The 23,224-nt window shown below is 63.3% G+C and carries 18 protein-coding genes, 2 pseudogenes and 1 riboswitch; of the genes and pseudogenes, 10 read left to right on the top strand and 10 right to left on the bottom strand.

Annotation, left to right across the window (positions count from 1 at the left end):
* Positions 1-31: 31 nt before the first annotated feature.
* Positions 32-1,744, bottom strand: a complete 1,713-nt coding sequence (locus tag AB0313_RS19285) for an Nramp family divalent metal transporter (RefSeq protein WP_366307652.1) — start codon at positions 1,742-1,744, stop codon at positions 32-34.
* A 258-nt stretch (positions 1,745-2,002) separates the two neighbouring features.
* Positions 2,003-2,173: riboswitch (M-box (ykoK) riboswitch) on the bottom strand.
* Between the two features lie 167 nt (positions 2,174-2,340).
* Here AB0313_RS19285 and AB0313_RS19280 point away from each other — a divergent pair.
* The 5 genes and pseudogenes from AB0313_RS19280 (at position 2,341) to AB0313_RS19260 (ending at position 6,742) form a co-directional block, all read left to right on the top strand.
* The gene (locus tag AB0313_RS19280; protein WP_366307650.1) at positions 2,341-2,706 is read left to right on the top strand and encodes a metalloregulator ArsR/SmtB family transcription factor; all 366 of its coding nucleotides are present in this window, start codon (positions 2,341-2,343) and stop codon (positions 2,704-2,706) included.
* Positions 2,703-3,833, top strand: a complete 1,131-nt coding sequence (locus AB0313_RS19275) for a cation diffusion facilitator family transporter (protein ID WP_366307648.1) — start codon at positions 2,703-2,705, stop codon at positions 3,831-3,833. The genes AB0313_RS19280 and AB0313_RS19275 overlap by 4 nt, the downstream gene beginning before the upstream one ends.
* Complete coding sequence (locus AB0313_RS19270) at positions 3,802-4,305, top strand: peptidase (RefSeq protein WP_366307646.1); 504 nt, start codon at positions 3,802-3,804, stop codon at positions 4,303-4,305. The genes AB0313_RS19275 and AB0313_RS19270 overlap by 32 nt, the downstream gene beginning before the upstream one ends.
* Before the next feature lie 727 nt (positions 4,306-5,032).
* Positions 5,033-6,262, top strand: a pseudogene (locus AB0313_RS19265) (IS256 family transposase).
* 309 nt (positions 6,263-6,571) lie between these two features.
* Positions 6,572-6,742 carry a hypothetical protein gene (locus tag AB0313_RS19260; protein WP_366307644.1) on the top strand — a complete coding sequence of 57 codons (171 nt, stop codon included), beginning with the start codon at positions 6,572-6,574 and terminating at the stop codon, positions 6,740-6,742.
* A gap of 897 nt (positions 6,743-7,639) precedes the next feature.
* Here AB0313_RS19260 and AB0313_RS19255 read toward each other — a convergent pair.
* From AB0313_RS19255 to AB0313_RS19245, 3 genes are all read right to left on the bottom strand, one after another.
* On the bottom strand, positions 7,640-9,139 hold the full coding sequence (locus AB0313_RS19255; protein ID WP_366307642.1) for an LCP family protein: 1,500 nt from the start codon (positions 9,137-9,139) through the stop codon (positions 7,640-7,642).
* 109 nt (positions 9,140-9,248) lie between these two features.
* Entirely contained in the window at positions 9,249-10,628 is a 1,380-nt protein-coding gene (locus AB0313_RS19250; RefSeq protein WP_366307664.1) for an FtsW/RodA/SpoVE family cell cycle protein, read from the bottom strand.
* 298 nt (positions 10,629-10,926) lie between these two features.
* A complete protein-coding gene (locus tag AB0313_RS19245) occupies positions 10,927-11,376 on the bottom strand; it encodes a hypothetical protein (protein WP_366307640.1) in 450 nt (149 codons plus the stop codon).
* A 306-nt stretch (positions 11,377-11,682) separates the two neighbouring features.
* Here AB0313_RS19245 and AB0313_RS19240 point away from each other — a divergent pair, with 306 nt between their 5' ends.
* A complete protein-coding gene (locus AB0313_RS19240) occupies positions 11,683-12,483 on the top strand; it encodes an SGNH/GDSL hydrolase family protein (protein ID WP_366307638.1) in 801 nt (266 codons plus the stop codon).
* A 407-nt stretch (positions 12,484-12,890) separates the two neighbouring features.
* On the opposite strand, the gene AB0313_RS19235 is transcribed toward AB0313_RS19240, so the two are convergent.
* A complete protein-coding gene (locus AB0313_RS19235; protein WP_366307636.1) occupies positions 12,891-14,816 on the bottom strand; it encodes a DUF2156 domain-containing protein in 1,926 nt (641 codons plus the stop codon).
* 962 nt (positions 14,817-15,778) lie between these two features.
* The gene (locus AB0313_RS19230; RefSeq protein WP_366307634.1) at positions 15,779-16,063 is read right to left on the bottom strand and encodes a hypothetical protein; all 285 of its coding nucleotides are present in this window, start codon (positions 16,061-16,063) and stop codon (positions 15,779-15,781) included.
* Between the two features lie 155 nt (positions 16,064-16,218).
* On the opposite strand from AB0313_RS19230, the gene AB0313_RS19225 reads away from it, so the two are divergent.
* Positions 16,219-16,590 carry a sec-independent translocase gene (locus AB0313_RS19225; RefSeq protein ID WP_366307632.1) on the top strand — a complete coding sequence of 124 codons (372 nt, stop codon included), beginning with the start codon at positions 16,219-16,221 and terminating at the stop codon, positions 16,588-16,590.
* 118 nt (positions 16,591-16,708) lie between these two features.
* Positions 16,709-17,383, top strand: coding sequence for a DUF1345 domain-containing protein (locus AB0313_RS19220; protein ID WP_366307630.1), 675 nt, complete (start codon positions 16,709-16,711; stop codon positions 17,381-17,383).
* 361 nt (positions 17,384-17,744) lie between these two features.
* Here AB0313_RS19220 and AB0313_RS19215 read toward each other — a convergent pair whose 3' ends face one another.
* Both AB0313_RS19215 and AB0313_RS19210 read right to left on the bottom strand, forming a co-directional pair.
* Positions 17,745-18,167 (bottom strand): Hpt domain-containing protein, encoded by a 423-nt coding sequence (locus tag AB0313_RS19215; RefSeq protein ID WP_366307628.1) that lies wholly within the window; start codon positions 18,165-18,167, stop codon positions 17,745-17,747.
* Entirely contained in the window at positions 18,164-18,589 is a 426-nt protein-coding gene (locus AB0313_RS19210) for a hypothetical protein (RefSeq protein ID WP_366307626.1), read from the bottom strand. Before AB0313_RS19210 ends, AB0313_RS19215 begins: the two co-directional genes overlap by 4 nt.
* A 789-nt stretch (positions 18,590-19,378) precedes the next feature.
* On the opposite strand from AB0313_RS19210, the gene AB0313_RS19205 reads away from it, so the two are divergent.
* Positions 19,379-19,615, top strand: a complete 237-nt coding sequence (locus AB0313_RS19205; protein ID WP_366307624.1) for a pilus assembly protein TadG-related protein — start codon at positions 19,379-19,381, stop codon at positions 19,613-19,615.
* Positions 19,616-19,840: 225 nt separating this feature from the next.
* Here AB0313_RS19205 and AB0313_RS19200 read toward each other — a convergent pair whose 3' ends face one another.
* On the bottom strand, positions 19,841-20,236 hold the full coding sequence (locus tag AB0313_RS19200; protein ID WP_366307622.1) for a hypothetical protein: 396 nt from the start codon (positions 20,234-20,236) through the stop codon (positions 19,841-19,843).
* 93 nt (positions 20,237-20,329) lie between these two features.
* Positions 20,330-20,588 (bottom strand): annotated as a pseudogene (locus AB0313_RS19195) (recombinase family protein); the annotation flags it as partial.
* A gap of 268 nt (positions 20,589-20,856) precedes the next feature.
* Between AB0313_RS19195 and AB0313_RS19190 the strand changes: the two are divergent.
* The coding region (locus AB0313_RS19190; RefSeq protein WP_366307620.1) for a PKD domain-containing protein at positions 20,857-23,224 on the top strand (2,368 nt) is incomplete at its 3' end.

The raw sequence follows: 23,224 nt of genomic DNA, 5'->3' as shown, positions 1-23,224 counted from the left end.
TACGCTGTGCTGGGCTCAGCTGTCAGGGGTTTCAGCCGCCAAGGGCGAGTTGGACCACCCGGACGATCACCAGGATCATGGCGATCAGCAGGTAGGTCCGCAGCACGGTCAGCCCGGCGCGGCGGGTGGTGGAGAGTTTGGGGGGATTCAGCAGTGCCAGGGGAGGCATGCGCCAGTCCTGTTGCCTGCTCCGGTCGATCGGTGCTGCGCTGCGGCCGGGACGGACTCTGGCGTAGAGCAGGTATCCGGCGCCGCCCAACACGCAGGCTCCGGCCCCGGTGGCCAGGATCCCCACGATCACACCGGCCCCCATATCGGGGAAGAGGACCCCGGCGGTCAGGACGATGGAGAGGATCACCAGGACGGAGATGATGAGCGCGGTGAAGACGTTGGTGGCTTTGCCGTTCACCCAGGGGCCCAGGACCTGCTTGTCGTTGCACAGCAGCAGCAGGAACACCGTGGCCGAGGGCAGCAGCACCCCGGCGAGGACCTGGACGCCGACGGTCAGAAGCCCCAGCGGGGCCCCCGGGATCAGGACGATGACCGCCGAGATGACCAGGATCCCGGCGAACACGGCGTAGAAGCCTTTTGCGTCGGAGATTTTACGGTGCAGGGAATGCTTCAGCCCGAGCACGTCCCCCAGGGCGTAGGAGGTGGAGAGCCCGACGGCGGCGGCGCCGATGATGGAGGCGTCGATCAACGCAACGGCGAACAGCACTCCGGCGGCCTTCCCGACGTACTTTTCCAGGCCGTCGGCGACCCCGCCGGCGTCGGTGAAGTTCCCGAATTCAGGGTTACCGGTGAACGTTGCCGCGGTGAAGCCCATGATGGCTCCCGCGCCGATGACGACGATCACGATCCCGATCCACAGATCGACTTTCTCGTACTTCATATACCGGGGGGTGACGCGCTTATCGATGAGGTAGGACTGCTGGAAGAACAGCTGCCACGGGGCGATGGTGGTACCGACGATGCCGATGATCAGCAGAGTGACCGTCGACAGGTCCGACCCGGCGGGGAGCCCGGGGATGAAGAAGTCATGGGTCACCTGTCCCAGATCCGGGTGGACCATGACGATGATGGGCACCAGCAGCAAGGAACCGGCGACCAGGGTCAAGCAGACCCGCTCGAAGCGTTTGAACGATCCGGTGGACGCCGCGCCGATAATCACCGCGGCGGCCACGAGCACGCCTGCGGCCTTGGGGATGCCCAGGTAGTCCAGGCCCAGGCTGATGCCGATGAATTCGGTGACGATGGTCAGGGCGTTGAGGATGAACAGGTCGATCACGCTGAACGCGCCCCAGAACTTGCCGAACCGTTCCAGGATCAGACGGGCGTGTCCGACGCCGGTGACCACGCCCAGGCGCAGGACCATTTCCTGGTTCACGTACAGCACCGGAACCAACAAAAGCAGCGTCCACAGCAATGACGTACCGTAGTTTTGACCGGCCTCGGTATATGTCCCGAACGCGCCGGCGTCGTTGTCCCCGACCATCACGATCAGACCGGGCCCGATGATGGCCAGGAGGGTCTTCAACCGGGTCTTCCAACCGCTTCCCGGTGATTCCTCACCGAGCCGGATCGTGCCGAAGGCACCCTTAATGTCGCCGATATGGGCGCTGTCCAGAACAGCTGCCGGGGCAGGCCCGGCAGAAGTTACCGGTGATGTTGAGGCTGAGGAGCCAGTCTGGGGTGCGGGCCCGGAGTTCGTGCCCGCTTCGGGGCCGGTGTGGTTGGTGGGCATCGGAAATGTCCTCCCGAATATGAGACCTTCTCAATGCCGAACGCGGACATCACAGAAATCCACGCAGCACAAAGAGGGCCCGGAATAAGCTAAGCGGTCAGGAAGCCGGCCTGCGCAAAGCCGCGGCCGGCGGGGAAAGGGGTGTTCAGGACCGCGCGAAGGCGGTACCGGTAGACGGACTATGACCATCATTCACGATTAACCACCTCCATCAGGATCCTGCGGCGCCACGGAGGAGGCCGGATCTGACGAGCCGGCGGCGCCCCTCCTCGTAAGACCTTTGGCACTCCACGGCGTGAACCCGGCGTTCCGGGAGCCAATCGGGGCAACCCCTTAAACCGGGGGAACCTGTCCTGACCCGGGGCGTCTCTCGACGTTGGGGGTCGCTGGCATGTATCCGCGAAGGAGCCTCAGCTAACGAACGACACCTTGCACAGTCAATATAGGCCTCCCTCCCTGCAGACGCCAAACAGGCCACAGAACGATCCGCCCCAAGGGGCTCTTGACCCGGAGACGCTGGATCAGCCCACAGGCATAGGAGCCGGACCGGCGTCACCCGGACATATCTCATTCCCTTCGTATGAAACAATATACGTATGGATGCAGATAAAGCGATATGCGGGCGGGAACCGGACAGCCAGTACGTGGAACTGGCCGTGGAAGTGTTTGCCATGCTGGCTGACGCCACCCGGGTGCGGATCATTCTTGCGCTGCGCGACGGCGAACTTCCCGTCGGCCGGCTCGCGGACATGGTCCATAAATCTCCGGCCTCGGTATCCCAGCATCTGGCGAAGATGCGCCTCGCACGCCTGGTAACCACCAGGCAGGATGGCACACGCGTGTTCTACCGGCTGGAGAACGAGCACGCCCGCCAGCTCGTCGCGGACGCCATCTTCCAGGCTGAGCATTCCCTCGGGGGAACACCCCGGCATCACCACTCCGAAAGCGCAGACCAATCATGAGCGCCCCCCACGACCGCGGCACCCACTCACACCACGCACCCGAAACAGACCCCCACGACCACGACGACCACGGGCACGAGCACGGCCACGACCACCACCATGGGCACGATCACGGGCACGGCCACCCCCATGAACATCCGACCGGGATCAAGGGCTTTTTATACGGGTTGTTTGTCCCGCACACCCACGACGCGGCGGACTCTGTCGACGACGCTCTTGAGGCGAGTGAACAGGGCGTCCGGGCGGTGAAGATCAGCCTCTTCATGCTGCTTGGCACCACCATCCTGCAGTTCATCGTGGTGCTGATGAGCGGCTCGGTGGCACTCCTCGCTGACACCATCCATAACTTCTCCGACGCCCTGACCGCGGTACCGCTGTGGGTCGCGTTCCTGCTGGCACGCCGCCCCGCGACCCGGCGTTACACCTACGGCTTCGGCCGGGCCGAGGACCTGGCCGGACTCTTCATCATCGGCGTCGTGGCGCTCTCGGCCCTCGTGGCCGGGTGGCAGGCCGCCGACCGGCTGATTCACCCCCAACCCATTCACAACCTGGGCTGGGTCGCCGTTGCCGGCTTGATCGGTTTCGCCGGCAACGAAGCCGTGGCGATCTACCGGATCCGGATCGGCCGGAAGATCGGCTCGGCCGCACTCGTGGCCGACGGTGTGCACGCCCGGATGGACGGATTCACCTCTCTTGCCGTGGTGCTGGGTGTGATTGGAGTCTGGGCCGGGTTCCCGCTGGCGGACCCGATCGTGGGCCTGCTGATCGCAGCCGCCATCATCATCCTGCTGTGGGGCACGATGCGGAGCATCGGCCGGCGCCTGATGGACGGCATCGATCCGGATCTCCTGGACCGGGCCCGGTCCGCCCTCTCCGGGACCCCCGGCGTGGAGGCGGTCCCGGCCCTGCAGCTGCGCTGGATAGGGCACCGACTCCAGGGCAACGCCAGCATCCAGATCTCCGATATGCCGATCTCCGCCGGCGAACAGATCGTCAGCGACGCCGAGCACCGCCTCGGACACGCTCTGCCGAACCTGGACGGCGTCTTCATCCGCCCCGTTACCGCACCATCCGGCCACGACGAGGCCGGCCCCAATGACCCGGCTCACCTCCACCACCATGGCTGAGCAGCATCAGATGGTGACGACCCATGACATGGTGGCCCGAATCCCCGGGCACGGGAGCTTCACAGTAACCGCGAATGCCCTGGCGATGATCGGCGTATTCGGCGGGGTCCTGTTTTGCCAACAAGGGAAGGGCGGCTGCCGCAAGCAGGGGCTGTATTTCTCACGGACCGAACCCAAAAAATCCCTTCGCTGCCGGCTCACCTCCCCGGCTTCCACGGGGACCGAACCGGAGCCCGGGCTCAACCAAGACAGCATCGACGAAATCATCCTGGCCGTTAGTCATGAACTGGCGCCAAGGCTTGACGGAGCCGTGCTGGACTTCGGAAACTACAATAAAATGCAGCGGTTCATCTGGTCATCAATGCCGGCCGCCAACGGGCCGCGCTGCGTATGCCGCCGCTCCATGGGCGCCCCGGCAGGGAAACGCTCCCCCTGCCTCGACGATCAAGGAATCGGACTCAGCGACACCTGAAACGCCGGACGCATCCGTCGCCGAATCTCCGCCGGTCGTCAAGTAAATCCAGCCTGACGTCCGCGAGCCGACGGCCGACTCGAAAACCCCCGCAGCAGCGTCGCCGAAATGAATGCTTTGCCCATGGCTCCATCCGCACCTTCACAGCAAACCGCTTCGTCCAGCGCGTAAGTCCCTCCCCGTCGCAATCTAGTAGCAGCAGCGGCTGCGTTTGCAACCCTGGGGCGTTCGATTATCTGTCACGCTCCATCTGCGTGAACCAACCAACAATCCAAAACCCATCACCCTGCCAACACAACTGCATGGGCACCATTCAGGCCGGGCGGATTCTAACCATCGTCGCAACACTGGGAGGTTACGTGTGGATGGTTAGAATCCGCCCCGTCCTGGTGGGCTCCAATGAGATTGACACAATCAGCGGAGGCTGCGGCACAACGATGGCGTTGGCACGGGAGGGGTTCACTCCAGCTTGGCGTGGCGGAGGTACTGGTAGACGCTTTCCCTGCTGATTCCGTAGGCACGTGCAGTAGGCTTTCGGGGCACCGCTGCCGATCGGGCCCGGGGCCTGATGCGTGAGTTCCAGGACGCTGGCCCCCGAACTCCAGGTCACGTCCCGTGGAGTGGTGTAAATCTCGGGTTCTGAGCGTCGCTTCGTTGACGTGAAGAGCCATCGTGCGATGGTCAGTGAGAACTGTCTAGGAATCTCACGAGAGGACACAACCACACGATGGCTCTTGACCAGTCTGCCCTGGTGGACCTGCTTGGCCAACTGAAACTAACGGATGTCACCGACCGGGTTCGCTCGGCCACGGAGAAGCTCTACCAGGAGCTCATCGACGCGGAAGCGACCGCGTTTATCGGCGCCGGCCGGTTCGAACGCACCGATGAGCGCGCGACGCGCCGCAACGGGACCCTGGCCACGACGGCGGGACCTGGAATTGAAGATCCCGAAGCTGCGGCAGGGCTCATTCTTCCCCTCCTTGCTCGAACGGCGCCGCCGCCTGGACCAGGCCCTGTTCGCTGTCGTGATGGAGGCCTACCTGCACGGTGTCTCGACCCGGAATGTCGACGATCTGGTCAAGGCTCTCGGGGCTGATTCGGGGATCTCCAAGTCCGAGGTGTCGCGGATCTGCGCCGACCTCGACGCGGAGGTCGGCGCGTTCCGTGACCGGGATTTATCCGCGTTGGGCTACCCGTACGTATTTCTCGACGCGACGTACTGCAAGGCGCGCGTGAATCACCGGGTCGTGTCCCAGGCGATCGTCGTCGCGTTCGGTGTGGCCGCGGACGGACGCCGGGAGGTGCTCGCGTTCGACGTTGGCGACAGCGAGAACGAGGCGTCCTGGACGGACTTTCTTCGCTCGCTCAAGACCCGGGGCCTGGGCGGGGTCAAGCTCGTCATCTCAGACGCCCACACCGGGCTGAAGTAGGCTATCAACACTGTCTTCCAGGGCGCATCGTGGCAGCGCTGCCTGCACTTCATGCGCAATGTGCTCTCGACCGTGCCCAAGGGCGCCCAGGAGATGGTGGCCTCGATCATCCGCACCGTGTTCGCCCAGCCCGATGCCGGGCATGTGCACACCCAGTTCGACGAGGTCGCCCGCATGCTGGGAAGTCCCACCCGAAGGTCGCCGCGATGCTCGACGATGCCCGTGAAGACGTTCTCGCTTTCTGCGGGTTCCCACCGAAGCATTGGCGTCAGGTCTGGTCCACGAACCCGATGGAGCAGGTGAACAAGGAGATCAAACGACGCACCGACGTTGTCGGGGTCTTCCCCAACCCGGCAGCCCTTCTCCGGCTGGCCGGAGCGGTCCTCGTCGAGCAGCACGACGAGTGGGAAGCCGGGGACCGCCGTTACCTCTCCGAAGCATCCATGCAAGAACTCAACGCACCCGGCACGCCGCCGGCCGCGCACGTCGAGGAGGTGGTTCCCATTCCCGAACTCGCTGCGGCATAATCAAAACCAGCTGACCCGCACGGTGTCGAGAAACTCCACCACTCAGCGGGACGTGACCTTTGGCGTTGGGGCGGCTGCCCTGTTGTCTTGGAAAGTTGTCTCGACGTGTTTTGTCTTTGGCAGGTGCCGAAGGGGGTTTTCAAAGGCACAATAAGCCGGTGAACACCCGTCCTGTGAGTCCCTGTGAGTCTGTTCTCTTTAGGTCCAGGGCTGAGCAGTTTGTTTAGGCCGTCAAGGCATGCCGTTCTGTCCTATTTCGGTGAGCTTGGACGTCGTTCTCAAGGATCCTTCAAGGCGACAGTCCAGGACATGGTCGGCGGCGACAACCATACGGTAGGAGTTCAGCAGAGTCGTGCCAAAAACAATGGAAAAACCCTGGATGCCCCGACCGTCATAGCGTTCGTGATCCGCGACGGCAAAGTCGTGGAGGGCAGGGAATGCTTCGACGACGCTGCCAAGGCTGATGAGTTCTGGGCCTGAGGCTGAGCCCGGGGGCACCCCGGCAGACTAGGCGGCAGACCGGTCATCGAGCCGCTTGAGCCTTTGCGCAGAGAGGCTGCCAAGGGCGCGGCCCGGGTTACTACGATCAGGAAGGTGGCGAGGCGCCCGGCAATGCTCGTGGGATGGCGGTTCCACGTGACCTGAATCCGTGATCGCCCCGCCGGGGGCTTCGCTGCCCTCCCTGATATCCGCGTAGTTCTCTCCGACGTGGTAGACCTCGTATATCGGCGCGTAAATCCCTGGCCAGATCTCAGGGCGTCGAGGGCTGAAGTCCAGCAACGCTCCCCGTACTCTTTCCGGCGGTACACGGGTATCCACGACCATATCCACCTTCGGCATGCCCACCCCTTTCGTGATGCTTCCAGTGTGAGCATTTCCGGCCGTTCCGCAAGGGCACCTGATCTGCTGATTCGACAAGTCATAAGGATCTGACAGAGCACGCTGATGCTTTAGGCAAATTTCTGTGCCCGCGGGTCCTCACGTCACGGACATGGGTGACGTGTTCAGCGGACGAGGCCGGATATAAGGTCGACGGTGGTGGCTGGCACGATAGCGCCCAGTCCGACGATGAGCATTACAGCCAACCGCAGTCGGGAGTGGTGAGATCGAATTGAACGGTTGCGCGCCGGGGACGGCGCGGCTGTTTGCTGGACACCCCTGATTACAGGAAGCCGTGGCGCTGGGTGGATCAATGCAAGTCAACTTCCACTGGGCAGTCTTGGCCGCGCGGGTGAGCCGGGTCTGCATGTGCCCGTTCTTAGGGTATTCGTGACGGCCGAAGGGTCCGGGACCCGTACTCTGATCCTGCCGGGCCATGTTCGGGTTTTCCTGTCCATGCTCAGACCGGCTCTGGGTCCAGCACCTCCCTGGGTCCTATTAGCCGTTGGTGTTCGCCGCCTGGCAGGTCACGTCGTTGCCGGTCTGCGCCACCACGCCGCCGGCGGAGTCGGCGGGCGAGGGCGGTGCGGCGGGTTTGGTGCCCGTGGCGAAGTCCGTGCCGGCGTACAGTTGCACGCCCTGGATGTTCGCCACCTTCTGGACGCTGCTGGGCGGCAGGCCGAACAGCGAGGCCACGTCCGCGGCGACATCTTCGAACCCGGCGGAGTAGTAGACCATGGTCTGGCCCTGCGTCTGGGCGGGCAGCTTGGTCAGCTTGGTGAATCCAGCGTCGGAGAGCATCCCGGCGATCGCGTTGCTGCGGCCCGATATGCCTGTGCCGTTGGCAATGGAAACTGGCTGCAGGGCCTTGTCATAGGCAGGCGCCGCGGGTGTTGCGGGCGTGCTGGCGGGGGCCTCCGGGGCGGGCTGGCTCAGGTCCGGGCTGTTGCGCAGCGCCTTGAAGAAGTTGGATGCCGCCGGTTCATCCAAGGCAAGCCGGTTGGGGTCCTGCGGTGCCGGCACCGTGGGTACGGTGATGAAGTTGACGCTGGCGGGATCGATGTTCTTCAGCCGGTTGGAGATGGTCAGCAGCGAGGGAACCGAGGACAGTCCCGGATCCACCGTCAGGTTCTTGGTGACAACATCGGCGATGGTCAGGACCTTCTCCGGGTTGCCCAGCGTGCCCTCGGACTTCAGTTTGCGGGTGAGTGAGGCGAGGAAGCCCTGCTGGGCCTTGATCCGGCCCAGGTCCCCGCCGTTAGCGAAGCCGTGCCGGGTGCGCAGGAAGGCCAGGGCCTGTTCCCCCTGCACCTGCGAGGTGCCGGCGGGCAGGTGCAGCCCGGAATCGGGATCGTCCACCGCGGAGCTGACGCACACGTCCACGCCTCCCACGGCGTTGGACAGCTCCTTGACGGCGTTGAAGTCCGCCATCATGAAGTGGTCCACTTCCAGCCCGGTGAGCTTGTTAACGGTGTCCACGGCGCAGCCGGTTCCGGCCTCAGCCAGGGCGCTGTTGATCATCGCGTCCCGTTGCTCAGGGTATGTTTGGTTCGTCTTTTTGTCTGTGCATGGCGGGATGTCCACCAGCAGGTCCCGGGGGATGCTGATGACGTTGACGTGTTTGTTGTCGGCTGAGATGTCCAGCAGCATCATCACGTCGGACTGTCCGTACCCGGAGGAGTCATCGGGCGAACCGTACTGGCTGTTGTTGCCGCTGCGGGTGTCCGAACCCAGGACCAGGATCTGCACACGGTCAGAAGTGTCGTTGACAGGGCCTTCGGTGCGTTGCCCACCGGCGGAGAGGTCCGAGGTGCTGATGTTGGACTGCAGCCGCCAGACCCAGTAGCCACCGAACGCCAGCACGCCCAGGAGCAGCACGGACACCACCGCGGTGATGACCTTGACCCAGCGCGGGGCACGGCGGAAGCCCGGCCGGTTCCGGGCACTGGCAGAGACAAGAGTGCCCTGGCCCGGATAACGGTTATTTTCACGGCTCATCGGATCGAACCGGAGACGAAGTTATTGTCTGGCATAACAACGAAACTTTCTGCAGATTGCGGTCGGGCAAGGATATCCGCCCACGCTTAACGCTTTTGTTCAAGACGGGTCAGCGTTTGGCCTGGGTCGCTTTTTGGGCTTCCTTCTCTCCGGGGTGGTGTACCGGTTGGGAGGGTTCGCGTGCAGAGTGGCTAATGACCAGGAGCAGAGCGACGATGATCCAGTTCGCCAACAGAGAGGACCCGCCAGCGGACAGAAAGGGGGTGGTGAGCCCTGTCAGGGGAATCAGGCGGGTAACGCCGCCAATGATGATGAAACACTGCAAGGCCATGACAAAGGACAGACCACAGGCCAGCAATTTGCCGAACGCGTCCCTGGTGCCCAACGCTGCACGGAAACCGCGGGTAAACAACATCAGGTACAAAGTGACAACGGCGAAGAGCCCGATGAGTCCCAGACCCTCACCGATGGAGGCAATAATCATGTCACTGTTGGCAAACGGCACCAGGTCAGGTCGTCCGGCGCCGAGGCCTTCTCCGACAAGGCCGCCAGAGGCCATCCCGAACAGGCCTTGAACGATTTGGGCGCTTCCCCCCGGAAAACGGGCGTAAACATCACCATTGAAGGCGTTTTGCCACGCATCGATCCGCAAAGCCACGTGCGGGAATATCTTGGCGGCCGCGTACATGCCCGCTGCCATGAGGACGAGCCCCAACAGGAGCCAGGTCGGCCGGCTGGTGGCGACGTAAATCATCACCATGAACAGACCGAAGAAAAGAATGGACATGCCCAGATCGTGCTGAAAGACCAGCAACCCCACGCCAGCGGCCCATGCGGTGAGCAAGGGTCCCATATCCTTCATGCGTGGAAACTGCAGGGGGCCAACCTTCCGGCCGGCCAGCAGGATCAGGTCCCGGTTCATGGAGAGGTAACCGGCGAAAAATACTGCCAGCGTGATCTTCGCGATTTCACCGGGCTGGAAGGTCAGCGGCCCAACCCGGATCCACACACTCGCGCCGTTGATATCACCTGCTGATACCCCGGGCACCAGGGGCAGCACCAGGAGGACGGCGCTGAGCCCGAGAGCGGTATAGGTGTACCTGGCAAGTCTTCGATGGTCCTGCAGGAACCATAGGACAACGGCCGCGACCACCATTGAGACCGAAGTCCATCGCAGCTGGTTGGCGCCGGCGTCGCCGCCGGTGGCCTGATCCAGGCTTTGAATCACGGCGATTCCGAGGCCGTTGAGAGCCATCACGATAGGAAGGATCAGCTGGTCGGCGTGCGGCGCGCGCAGACGCAGCAGCAGGTGGAATCCCGCGGCGAGCACGGCAAGGATCACCCCTTGCGCCCAAAAGTCCTTGGGCAGCGCCTGTTGCCTGTCCACGGCCACTATCGCGTTGGCTCCCAGCGCAATAGCCAGTGCCACCACCAAAAGCAGGGCCTCGACGTTACGGCCGCGGGCTGCAGACTTCACCATTACTCTCATCAATGCTCGTTTCACGTCCGGGTAACAGCCACGGCATATGGCCACGCCTGGGCCGCGCAACCAACCGGGCCGACCTCATTGTGCCCTATCGAAGCTAGGTAAAATCTCACCCGCTGACGCGGCCCCAACCATTGGAGTTGCCGCAGGACCTCCCGTTGCCCCCCACCGCCGGGCAGATGTTGGCTGGACCGCGGCGCAGTCCGGGCACACCGTCCGCCGGACTCTGCCTCCATACGAACGGGAACATGAAATGGACGGCTTCTGCCCTGGGACCGGAGAGTGTGAGTGGGCCTCGGGCTTAGGAAATGGCGTACAACGCGACAGCTAGACCTGCCGCCATCAGTGCTTCGCGGATACCTGTCAGTCGGGGCAGCACGCTTGTGCTGTTGCGTGGCGGGTGGGCGAACGTGGCCAGCAGCCAACCGGCCGCGGCGAAGACCATAACCACGCCACCCATCGCGTAACCCACAACCGCGGCCAGCTGGTGCACGGGATGATCCGTTGCCGATCCACCGCCACGGGCGGCGGAAAACAGCACACAGACAGCCAACACCGTCACCACGGCGCCGTAAAGGGCCGGCAGCCGACCGTTGCCCGTCTGGGCGCGGGCGCGGAAGCCTATGCTTGCCACGAACCAGACCAGTACAAGTGCGAGCACCATTTCAAGCTGTCCCGCCGCTATCGGAGCCCAGCCCAGGCCTACCGCGGCCATCACCAAGGCCGAGGCAACCGCCGCAACTGAATCCATCCGCGCGTAGACGCCCTGGCCCGGAAGCCGGAACCGAACGCGAGCACGGCCACACCTCCAAAAAACACGAGCAGCACGGCCACGATCAGCCAGCTCCGAAACATACCAATCCTCTTTCCTGCCGTTTTCCGCTGAACCCCACCGGCAGTCATACCACTTCGACACGGGAAATCCCTGACGCGGCCGCGGTCGCGGTTCACATTCTTCCGGGTTCAAGCAGTCCGAGGGTCGCTGCTTCGAATGGATTCCGTCTATTCTGGACGGCATGGGACAGCGATGCGGTCACGGCCCAGCTCGGGAACATCGATGACTTCCCGGTTCGGCCGCCGCTTCATTTCGGCGGCTGCCCTCGGCGCATCGGCCGCCGCTGTAGCCCTCACTGGCTGTGCCGATGGCGGCGGGCACGCCGTGGCCCCTGCGAGTCAGCAGCAGAACACGCCGTTCCCGGCGGTGTCGCAGGTTCCCGGTCAGCTGGTGCCCGAACGCATTGTGATCATCGGTGATTCTCTCAGCACGGGGTACGGGACGGCACCGGAGGAAGCGTGGCCCCAGTTGTTGGAGCAGGATCTGCGTTCGGATCAGCAGCCCGTGGAGGTTAGTAATGCCGCACAGAACGGGGCGGGCTACATTGCGGTCGGTGACGGGGGAGCGACCTTTGGTGCGCAGATTAGTGCCGCGGTTGACGCCTCGACTGACGTCGTCGTGTTCTTTGGCTCGGACAATGACGAGGGCCAGGACCCTGGGGAGCTGAAAGCGGCGGTCACGGACGCACTTGAGGCAAGCAAGGCCTTGGCCCCTCATGCGTCCCGCATCGTGATCGGCCCGCTCACTGCTTTCGATCCCGTTGAACCGGATATTGAGGTGATCCGTGATCAGGAGCGGGCAGCTGCCCTCGAGGCAGGCGCAGATTTTGTTGATCCTGTGGCGGAGCAATGGATACCTCAGCCGGATTCTCCGCTGTTGGGACCTGACGGTGAACACCCGAGCAGTCAGGGACAGGAATTCCTGGAACAGAAAATAAAAGGCCTGCTGACGGAGGTGAAGGGCCGCACCAAGATGCCGTCGCTTCCGGGCTCCCACCCCACCTTGCAAACCCCGTCGACCTGAAAGACCACCGTTTCACTTCAGGTCAACCCGAGGTGACCGCCCAGCTGGAACTTCATCGAAGGATTTGGAACGTTGCGCCCGGACATTTGCCCCGTCCGGGTGGGCCAGTTGATAGCCGGAAGGGGCGGCCAGGCGTCAGCCATGGTCGAAACTGAGTCGGCTGGCACTGTGTGTCCAGTCCCGGAAACAGTCACTCGCGACTGGACCGCGGAACGATTGACGAAACGGCGATCCGGGAGTGGCCCGGGTGCCCGGGTGGCGGCTTTGCCCGTTTCCTCGGGCATCTAATGGCGGTACTCATCACCTATCTGACGGTCGAAGAGAGCCTCGTACCTGGAGGGCGGTCTTAGAGCGGCGTTGGCCAGGCTCACGTGTCAGGCAGAATTGCTTATTGCCTCCGATGAGCGTCATCCCCCAGGGGCACGGACGCGCCGGTTGAGAAGTCGGCGCAGCAGCTGGAGGCCATCCCCGAGCGAGATGCCGGGCAGGTAGGCCCGGGTCAAGGCATTCGCGACGCCGGGCAGTGCCGCCGAGTCCGGGTACACCATAAAAAACGGGATATAGCTCGGGTTGAACTTGCCTTTGAAGGCCAGCAGGGACCGGAACCCGTAGACAGGTTCCAGGGCGGATCCGAGGCCGTCCAGGAGCCGGTCAAGACCGGGTGTCGCCGGCGCAGCGGCCCGGGTCATGCCGGGATCGTCCTCGGGTGTGACGCGAGCGAGGGGGGCCCCGGAGAGGCTGATGAAGTCGCATCCCTCCGCTTTGAGGCTTACAGCGGCGGAAGCGATGAGGAACTCGATGGCGGGTCGAAATCCGGTGCTACGGCGCCTCATGACATCCAGCGTCCAGCCGATGATCTTTCCATGGCGGTACACCGGCAGCCATGAGGTGACCGCGTGCACCTGACGGCCGCCGTCGATCGCAAGGAGGCAGCGCACTTCGGGGTCGTTGAGTTCATCCAGTCCGCCGAGCGTGAAGCCCATTTCAGGGACTTTGCGGTCCGCGACCCATTCTTCAGAAATAGCCAGGATCTGGGCCCGGATGTTGCGGTGCGCGGTGGGGTAGCGCACCCATTCTGCATGGATTCCGGTCTTGGCTGCGTTGTTCATTGCCGTGCGGATGTCCTGGAACTTCTTTCCCTTGAAGGACAGCGAATCAAGTGGCAGGACCGTTTCCTGGGCGACCTGCGCCGATTCCCAGCCCAGGGCGGTGGCGGCGTCCCGTACCGACACAGGGACGGAGTAGAGGCAGGGCGTCCAGCCGTTGGCCCGGCAGTGGAGGGCAAACTCCTCCACAACGGCCTCCGTCTGCGCTGCCGGACCGACAGGGCCTCCCAAGGTAAGGGCAACTCCCGCGATGACACGGTAGGCGATGAAACTCTCCCCTGAGCCGGAGAACCAGTAGGAGTTGCCGGACCAGGTCGTCATCCAGGAGATGGAGCTGCCTTCATGTGTTTTGAGGATCGTCACGGCCCGGTCTTTGTCATCGCCGCGGCGGGCGGGGGCGGGCCGGAGGAAGGTTCGAAGGACCAGCACGCCCACCACCGCCCAAAACACGGTGCCGACTCCTTCGTAGAGCAGGACAGCCGGGGCGCTCTGCGGGAAAAAAGCGGGCGGTACGTCGACGGTGAACCCCAGGGGCAGAAACCGGTCCGGAAGATCTGCTACCAGAGCAGCAGGGCCGGGCACCGGTGCAAAACCCGTAGCGAGGGCGAGCCCGCCCACCACGTAGACCACACTGAGGACGCATGCCAGCCCCAGGACCTGCATCCCGAGCCGGGAGTACGTCCCCCTGGGCGCCGTAACCGGAAATAGGGCTCGGAAGGCCAGCAGCACGCCCAACAGCAGCACCGGCAGGAGCAGCGGTACCACCAGCGTCGGCGGATGAGTGCCGGGCCGCGTTTGGCTCGCGTCCACCAGCTCGCCTGCAACAGTGTCCGGACCAGCGCTCTGCAGTACCCCGGCCAAGGTGGTGAGCGCCAGCAACGATAATCCAGCCTGGACCAGCAGGACCCCGGCCAATGCGAAGCGCCGCCCACGGCGAAGGCCCTCAGCGAACAGCAGCAGCAAAAACGACGGCACGATCGCCATGAATATCCCGCCAGCGCCGGCCCGCAGCTGAAGATGCGCGGCCTCGCACTCCCTGTGCTGGGACGCGACGGCGCAAATATCACGCAGTGACTGGGGATCCACCGGCTGGATGTCAGTGAACAGGAAGCGCAGCACGGAAAGCGGCCCGGCAGCGTGCGGGACCAGACCGGAAACCACAGGCCCCACCGCCGAAATGGCCACCAACAGCGCTATCAGGACGCGCCCTTCGTGCCGACTGCTCACCGGCCGAACCAGCAGGGGCCGGCGTCGCAGGAGCGCTGGGCCCAACAGCGCACCGGCACCCCCGGCTCCAAGCCGGACAAGGTCCGGGAAGCCGCCACTATAGAGCGCCAACAATATCAACAGCCCGAAAAGGCCAACACGGATCCGGCGTCTCCACAAAGCGCCCATGGAAGCGGTGCCAGCCAGCGCCGCCCCGCAGATTAAGGCACTCGGACCGAGAAAGTCGCCCCGGTTCATTCCGGCTGCCCAGGACCCCATCCGGGCGTTGGTTGCCACCCAAACCGCGGTGGCCGCCACAACGCCGGCGATCTGTGCCGACATGGCCGCGAAGGAGAATTTCAGGCTTCCTAGCTGCCGTTCCAATGGTATTCCAGCCAAAAGAACAAAGACCGTTCCCAGGACGTAGCCTGGCAGATCATTGGCCCAAAGTCCGCAGGACAGCACCGCCCACCAGTGATCCGGGAAGGAGTGCGCCGTCGCGGCGACGCCGTCCCTCCACTCAGTTCCCAGCCCGTGGAAAATACCAGACGACAGGGCGCCCAAAAGCCAGAAAATGACGATAAAGCCAACTGTTGCCGGAGCTTCCTGCAGTACCCTAAAGAACCAACCAACCGGTCCCCGTAGACGGGGCCGTCTGACTCGTTCAAGGGGTGGGGAAACTGGCACAGGGAATCCTTTCGGCAAGTCCCTCGTTGGCGGCAACACAAAGGTCATGCACAGCGGCACCGGCGCCGCTGCCGGAACGACGATTCATAGCCACGACCATTCTCCTGTCGAGCCGAATCACACCAGACAATGGTCCAACGCGAATACCATCCATGTCGTCAGAATAAAGCTCTACCCTTTGGAGACAGCTCGTCAAGCCTCAAAAGTCTCACTCTTCCTGCTCCGGGCTGGCGCTCCAGCGTCGCTTGCGCGCCGTGATGGTCGCATATTTCACGGTCCTGGGCGCCTCAAGGGGGTTAGCCGGTAACCGTGAAAGATTCAATTGTCTGCTCAGTGGTCCGACCTGATTTGAGCCTGTATTCAGCACGGACCTCAACTCTGACATCCTCCGGGACTATGGACCCGAAATCACCGGCGGCACTGCGTTCCCTGGCATAAGCGACGACCTGGTCACGTGTGCTGAACTCCGGCGAAGACCCGTACGGTCCGGAGTTGATGACATAGAAAACCCGCTGCACGACGGCCCCGGCAAATTCATGGGACCGGTCGCTGGCTTCGTCCGGGACCTGCTCCTCGCTCATGGGCGTTTTCGATTCTTCCACGACCCACACTGTACTGCCCGCGGGGTGACAACAAGTCCTCGAGACCGCGCCAATCACCATCTGTCGCCGTGGCGTCTACTGAGCGTTCGGCCACCCGGGAACATCGAAAGGCCCCGCGGCCGTACGATGATGTGGTGTTCGGTATCGACGCGGAGAAGCTGTTTGTCCTCCTCATTATCGGGGTCCTGGTGATAGGCCCCGATAAACTGCCGGAGTACGCCCGCAAGCTCGCAAATCTGATCCGGGAAGTGCGTCGGATGGCCGCCGGGGCCCAGGAGCAGTTGCGCGATGAACTGGGCCCGGAATTCGAGGACGTGGACTGGAAAAAGTTTGACCCGCGCCAGTACGACCCGCGCCGGATCATCCGTGACGCACTCACAGACTCCCCTGACGTTCCCGAACCGGGCGTCGCTGCGGAAAAGCCCGTTCCCGCTGTCGTTTCACATGCCGGGCCGGAACGACTGGCCGCTGGCCAGGAACCTCCTTTTGATTCTGAAGCGACCTAAGAACCCCGGGGTCCCGGCCTGAGGTCGTCCCACGGCAACCAAGAATGCCCCGCACCCCGCTGCAGTTTCCCGGCGTCGATCTACGCGGCCATGCTGGCGCCCTGTCATGATGGCTGCTATGAAAGCAGTTGCCACTTCCCGGGACAACAGCCACGACTTCGACTCAACGTCGCATCATTCCCGCCTGAGGCTGGCCGTAATGCTCGGCGTCGGGCTGCTCACCGCGGTGCTGGTCGGTACGCTGAAAAACTGGGCGTACGCACCCGCGATCGGGTGGGCCGCCGCGTCAGCTACATATCTGATCTGGGTATGGGCCATCATCGGGCGGCTGAACGCCGCGGCGACCGCCGCGCATGCCCGCAGGGAGGACCCCGGCCGAGGAACCTCTGACACGCTGGTGCTGGCGGCAACAATCGCAAGCTTCGCCGGCGTGGGCTTGATCCTGCTCGACGCCTCCAACGCACAGGGAGCGACAAAGGCAGCCATCGTGGCGATGGCACTGGGAAGCGTAGCCCTGTCCTGGTTCCTGGTGCACACCCTCTTCACGCTCCGCTACGCCTCCATCTACTACAGGGACAAAGCCGGCGTGGACTTCAACGAATCCACGCCTCCGCGGTACCTGGACTTCGCATACCTGTCCATCACCGTCGGGATGACCTTCCAGGTCTCCGACACCGACCTGAAGACCGACGCGATCCGCGGCACCGTGCTGCGCCACGCCCTCCTCTCATACCTCCTGGGCGCCATCGTGCTGGCCACCACCATCAACCTTGTATCTGGCCTTATCCACTAGCCGCGACGCCGGCAGCCCCGGTAACCAGTGGATGGAAGCCCGGATTCCGGGGGGCCTAATCGGAACCATCGACTTCTAGTGGCCGACATGACGTCCTGCCCGGAGACGCACGCTGACCTACCTCTGCCATTCACCGGTGCGGGCTCCTGCGTGTCACCGTCCCCGACGGGAGGATCCCGTCCAGGTTTGGTGCCGTGGAAAGCAGGGAGCAGCTGGAGGGCAGACGTCGATCAACGAACTGCTCAACGAACCTGCGAACCTGTGGCCACCCAGCCGGTCCAGCTGGTGCTGCCCATCCAAATCGGTCTCTGTTGCGGACTGCACGTCATGACATCCCGCGTCGAACCAGTTGTCCGGACCATCAATCCAGCTGTGCTTCCAGAATGTCAATGGTCCGTTCCGCGGATCGCCTGATATCTGCGTGGTAGACCACGGCGATTCCGGGGAGGACTGTTGCCGGGGCTGCATCGGGGGGACGGCTGCGCAGGGCCTGTTCGACCTGGAGGGCAAGGTTTGCCAGCCGTTCAGCACCGACCATCTGGCTGGAAGTGCGAAGGCTTAGCACTGCATCCATCGCACCTTTAGCGTCACCGGTCGTCAAGGTGTGGCGCAATCTTTCGGTCCTGCCTGGCAACTGGGCTATGAAGTTCCGGATGAAGATCATCCAGATGCCTTCATCACCATCCAGCTCGTCTCGGAGTCTCTCCAGCACCGAAGGGTCAAGCAGGGGAAGATTGTGATCTTTGTTCTCTTCCCCGGTGCCGGACCGAGCAGGGGTCGTCATCGCGGACCCGCCCTGCGCGTTCCAGAGGATGCTTCCGGCAGGACCGGCTTGTTGATGCTCCTGTGCTGACGGGTAAAGACGTTGACGTTGTCTTTGCCTGCGAGGAAGGTCAGCGCGGCGAAGCGTGCAGGCTCCAGCGTAACCGGAACGGACGGGAGGGAACGGCAACCGGCTTCCCCGAAGGAGCGCCAATGGGTGCGCCAGGGCGACCCGGAGGTGTAGTGGTCGGCGGTCAGTGCGGGGTGTCCAGTCAGGGCTTGGGATACAGGGCCGTCGTCGCCGTTCTGATCTGCCCGCACCAGCGCCGTAGCGCTGCTGCTCATTCCCACCGGCAGCGGCGCCAGTCCCTCGCTGGGGAGGCAAGCGACGCACACCAGAACGCAACCGACCCGGTCCGGCAGGACCGTGGCTGGCAGGAGCATGTCAAGGGATCCTTTCCTGTTCCCTGTCCGAAGACTCAGCAGGACTTCCGCATGCGTCTGCCCCTTATATGCACCGGTAGCCGCGGGCGTGCTGGAAGCCTGCCTTACAGCCCGGGCCGGAGGCGGGATGTGCAACCGGACCTCACCGCCGATGTCCGGGTCACGAGCCGAAGCCCGGTTGCGTCCGCCTCGTTCGATACCCACAAATTGCCCCCTGACACCATCAGAAAGAGAATCCTCGGCACGCTTCCCGACATGCTAGGTCCAGCGGCTCCCGCGGAGCACGAGTATTGGGTACCTGCATTTCCGGTCCGACGGGAGCTGCCCAGGGGTTGCGCCAGGACGTAGGGGAGTAGTGCCTTATCAGGCTGGTAGGGGTGCTTGATCCCGTCGAATACGCGATGGTCGTAGTTCCGAGGAGGTTGTTTTACGCGGCCGCCTTGGAAGTCCTGTGCTGTTCCACGAATGCGTTGGTGGCAAGCACCCATTTGGGCCAATGTCACCCTCGTGCTGCTGGTGTTGGGGTTACGAGAATGCTGACGAGCGCGATCTTGCAGACGCCTCCTTAGCCGCCGTGGATGTCCTGGTCCGTAATTACCCCCGACGGGCAGGGCCCCGAGCCCGGCTATGTATGCGGTCGCTCCAGGATCTCTCCCTGCTCGGACGGTTCCGCTGGAATTGCCAAGAATTCCCCCATCAACGTACGAAAACACCTTTCGAGGTGGTGCCGCTGGTGAAGAATGAGCTCCGGCTCCATTGTTTTCCGACGGGGCACGTATTGGGGGAGTGGTGGAGAAAGAATCCGAACGCGGTGCCGTCGCTGTCATCGTGGGGCTGATGATGGTCGTCCTGATTGGCTTTGGGGCCCTGGCCGTGGACGTCGGAATGCTGTACGCCCAGAAGGCCCAGCTGGAGAGCGTGCGGACGCGGCTGCCTTGGCCATCGCCCAGGACTGCGCAAGCGCGGGACTACACTGTGCAAGTCCGCCGCCGCCACGGCAGTGCAGTACGCGGAGCTGAACAGTAAACAGCAATCTGGCCGATGCTGCCGCCCCGAGCTTCCCAGCCGCGGGCACCGTCGTGGTGACCGCTTCGGCGAGGGACGCCAACGGCCCTGGTGTGACGCTGTGGCTGGCGAACATTTTCGGAATCTCCCGTGCTGACGTCGGTGCAACCTCCAAAGCCGTGTGGGGCGGCCCCTCGGGACTGACCACAGCACTGCCCGTGGCGTTCTCTGAATGCCAGTTCGACCTCAGCGGAACCACCCAGTTGCTGATTCTGCACGGAAGCACCACCTGCGTGAGCGGCAGCCCGTCCGGGCAGTCATTCCCGGCGGTTTCGGATGGCTTACCCCGGACAACAGCAGCGTCTGTGGATCGACGGTCACGATCGCCAGCCCCGCGGTGTCCTCCAAGAACGGTGACAGCATGCCCAATGGGACTGTGTGCAAGCGGGCGTTCACCAGCCTCCAGGGGCAGACGGTCTTTCTGCCCGTGTTCGACACCGTCACTGCTGCCGGAGATTTCCACATCAAAGGCTTCGCGGCGTTCCAGATCCTCGGGGACAGCTTCCCATCCCAGTCCTGGAACAGCACCGGAACAATCAAATGCACCGGCACGTGTACCGGGATCATCGGGAAGTTCGTCAAGTTCGTCTCCCTGGCCACCCTTCAGCTCGGCGGAGCCATGGACAGGATGACGTGCCAGATGGTTCGTCTCCGACCTCAGTTCCCGCTCGTATTGGCCAAGGCGGCGAGCATGTTCAGCATCGTCCGCCCGGTCAGGGTTGCGGGGTCGATTTCGTCCGAGATGGATCGGAGGTGCACGCCGCCTTCACGCAGCAGGTTGACGGTGTGCAGGACTTCGATCAGGGAGAGGGAGCGGCCGCGCCGGTTGATCCGGCCATACGACGGCGCTGTCGTCGGCCTCTGCGTACTCGAACAGCTTGGCTTGTCGGTTGCGAGCTGCACCGCATGTGGTGGGCTGCCGGGTTTGCGCCACCTGATGACCATGCCAGTGATGCTGTCCAGGCGCGGAAACTCCCAGGCGGCTAAAGTCCATCCTCAGTCAGGCGGGAGTACCCCAGCGGCCAGGCACGAGTTTCGGTTGGTCGGCTTCGAGTACCCGCTACTCGTGACGGTTCTAAATTGCCGTCAGTATGCTCAACGGGTCCGCTGGGGGATAGGGGTATCGCGCGCTGCAGGCCGGATTTCCTGAGGTCAGCGCGGGTTCTTTAGAATAGTCTGCTGGTTTCTGGAGAGTGTTGAAGATGAAGCGTTCTATCGGATTGGTGGGCGTAGCCACGGCCGTGGCCCTTATGGTTGCGGGGTCACTTCTGACCTGGTCGCCGGCCGCTTCGGCCGACCCGGTCTATGGCACGCAGAGCATTTCCTATTCAGGTGTAGCGAATCCACCGACGTCCGACAAGCCCCAGAGCAAGCTGTGGTGGAATGACGGCTCGTGGTGGGCTGATATGTGGACCACCGGCAGCGGATGGCATATCTACAGGCTGGACCGTGCCACGCACACGTGGGTGGACAGTGGAGTGCTGAATGACAACAGGGGCAACACCCTCGCGGATACGCTGTGGGATGGCACCCACCTCTATATCGCCTCCCACGTCGTCACGGTGTCCACTGACACAACATCGCAGCCCTCAATCTCTGGTCAGCCCGCCTACCTCTACAGGTACAGCTATTCGAGCGGAAAATACACGCTGGACAGTGGGTTTCCCTCTGTTATTACGAACAACAGCAGTGAGTCAATGACCATCGATGAAGACACGACCGGGGCCATCTGGGCGACGTGGACGCAGGTGGCAGGGGACAGCACCAGCGGATACACCAACACCGTCTACGTTAATGATTCAGCACCGGGGGGCAGCAGTTGGGCGAGCGCCTTCGTGCTTCCTGTTTCCAATCCCCATCCTGAACCGGATGATATTTCTTCGGTCGTGGCATATGGCAACAAGAAGATCGGCGTGATGTGGACCGACCAGCTCACCGGGTCCGTTTGGTGGGCTACGCGTACAGACGGAACGGCCCCGACATCGACGTCCTCCTGGAATGTACAGCCAGCGATCCAAGGGAATGGCCAGGCAGATGACCACCTGAACCTCAAATCCCTGCAATCGGATCCCAGCGGCCGGGTCTTCGCCGCCGTCAAGACCAGCCTGGACACCATTTCTTCCGATCCGACGCTGCCGCAGCTGCTGCTGCTCGTCTTCAAGCCAGGAACCGGGGCCTTTACTCAGTCGACGATTTCCACCACTGGCGACTGCGTTACCCGCCCGCAAATTCTGCTCGACACCCAGAACAACCTGGTGCACGCTTTCCAGACGGCACCACCGACCTCCGTTACTGGCTGCGCATACTCCGGAGGGGCTGGCAGTATTTATGAGAAGACCGCGTCCATGGACAACCCGGTCTTCGCCTCCGGCCGTGGCACGCCGGTAATCCAGAGCGCGTCATCATCGAACATGAACAATGTGACGACCACAAAGCAAGGTGTGAACACCACCACGGGCCTTGTGGTCATGGCCAGCGACGACGTCGCAAAAAACTACTGGTTCGCTGACGAGAGCATCGTTCCAACGACAACGTCGCCTGTGGCGTCTTTTACTGCAACTCCAAAAACCGGAACAGCACCCCTGCCCGTGACCTTCGCTGACACCTCCACCGGCTCACCCACCTCCTGGGCCTGGACCTTCGGCGACGGCGCCACATCCACCATCCAGAGCCCAACCCACAGCTACACCACCGCCGGGACCTACACGGCTACGCTCACCGCAACGAACAGCACCGGTTCCAGCTCCACCAGCACAACGATCACGGTCAACGCACCGGCGGCCTCCTTCACCGCCACGCCGACGTCGGGTACGTTGCCTCTGTCCGTGGCATTCCAGGACACTTCTACCGGAACACCAAGCTCCTGGTCCTGGAACTTCGGGGACGGCGCCACCTCCACGCTGCAAAATCCGACGCACGTTTACTCCGCAGCAGGGACTTATACCGCCACTCTGACCACCGCCTACAGCGGCGGGGGCACGAGCTCCGCCAACGAGACCATCACCGCCTCGACGCTCGCACAGGCGATGGACGCCAAAGCCGCACAATGGAACCTCGGTGCTGCTACCAGCAACGTTACGGCCATCCGCAACGGAGGGTACTACCGCAATTACCAGTACGGCGCCATCATCTCCACGCCCTGGCAAAGCCTGTTCGTCTCCCACGGCGCCATCCGCAATGAGTGGGCCGCGCTGGCTTTCGAGAACGGCCTGATGGGTTACCCCACCACTGACGAGGTCGGCGGCCTCGTGAACGGCGGCGTCTACCAGAACTACGAGGGCGGCGCCATCATTTGGAATTACGCCACGGGGGCCCACGAGTCGGTAGGGGTCATCCGTTCAGAATGGGCCCAGCTCGGCTTCGAGGGCGGCATCCTGGGGTACCCGACCACAGAGGTGGTCACGGGCCTGGTGAACGGCGGCTCTTATCAGAACTACCAGAGCGGGGCCATCGTGTCCTCCCCGGCAGCAGGCACCCACGAGTCGGTAGGGGTCATCCGTTCAGAATGGGCCCAGCTCGGCTTCGAGGGCGGCATCCTGGGGTACCCGACCACAGAGGTGGTCACGGGCC

Origin of the sequence: Pseudarthrobacter sp. NPDC080039, from assembly GCF_040702335.1 — a bacterium.
Taxonomy (GTDB): domain Bacteria; phylum Actinomycetota; class Actinomycetes; order Actinomycetales; family Micrococcaceae; genus Arthrobacter; species Arthrobacter enclensis_A.
This window is presented reverse-complemented; position numbering and strand designations above follow the sequence as displayed.

Excerpts from the sequence above, each read along its gene's own strand:
- AB0313_RS19230 (WP_366307634.1), bottom strand. The coding sequence starts at position 16,063 with ATGAGCGAGGAGCAGGTCCCGGACGAAGCCAGCGACCGGTCCCATGAA.
- AB0313_RS19250 (WP_366307664.1), bottom strand. The coding sequence starts at position 10,628 with ATGAGAGTAATGGTGAAGTCTGCAGCCCGCGGCCGTAACGTCGAGGCC.
- AB0313_RS19260 (WP_366307644.1), top strand. The coding sequence starts at position 6,572 with ATGGTCGGCGGCGACAACCATACGGTAGGAGTTCAGCAGAGTCGTGCC.
- AB0313_RS19245 (WP_366307640.1), bottom strand. The coding sequence starts at position 11,376 with ATGGATTCAGTTGCGGCGGTTGCCTCGGCCTTGGTGATGGCCGCGGTA.
- AB0313_RS19280 (WP_366307650.1), top strand. The coding sequence starts at position 2,341 with ATGGATGCAGATAAAGCGATATGCGGGCGGGAACCGGACAGCCAGTAC.
- AB0313_RS19240 (WP_366307638.1), top strand. The coding sequence starts at position 11,683 with ATGACTTCCCGGTTCGGCCGCCGCTTCATTTCGGCGGCTGCCCTCGGC.
- AB0313_RS19285 (WP_366307652.1), bottom strand. The coding sequence starts at position 1,744 with ATGCCCACCAACCACACCGGCCCCGAAGCGGGCACGAACTCCGGGCCC.
- AB0313_RS19210 (WP_366307626.1), bottom strand. The coding sequence starts at position 18,589 with ATGCTCCTGCCAGCCACGGTCCTGCCGGACCGGGTCGGTTGCGTTCTG.
- AB0313_RS19215 (WP_366307628.1), bottom strand. The coding sequence starts at position 18,167 with ATGACGACCCCTGCTCGGTCCGGCACCGGGGAAGAGAACAAAGATCAC.
- AB0313_RS19270 (WP_366307646.1), top strand. The coding sequence starts at position 3,802 with ATGACCCGGCTCACCTCCACCACCATGGCTGAGCAGCATCAGATGGTG.
- AB0313_RS19275 (WP_366307648.1), top strand. The coding sequence starts at position 2,703 with ATGAGCGCCCCCCACGACCGCGGCACCCACTCACACCACGCACCCGAA.
- AB0313_RS19255 (WP_366307642.1), bottom strand. The coding sequence starts at position 9,139 with ATGAGCCGTGAAAATAACCGTTATCCGGGCCAGGGCACTCTTGTCTCT.
- AB0313_RS19220 (WP_366307630.1), top strand. The coding sequence starts at position 16,709 with ATGAAAGCAGTTGCCACTTCCCGGGACAACAGCCACGACTTCGACTCA.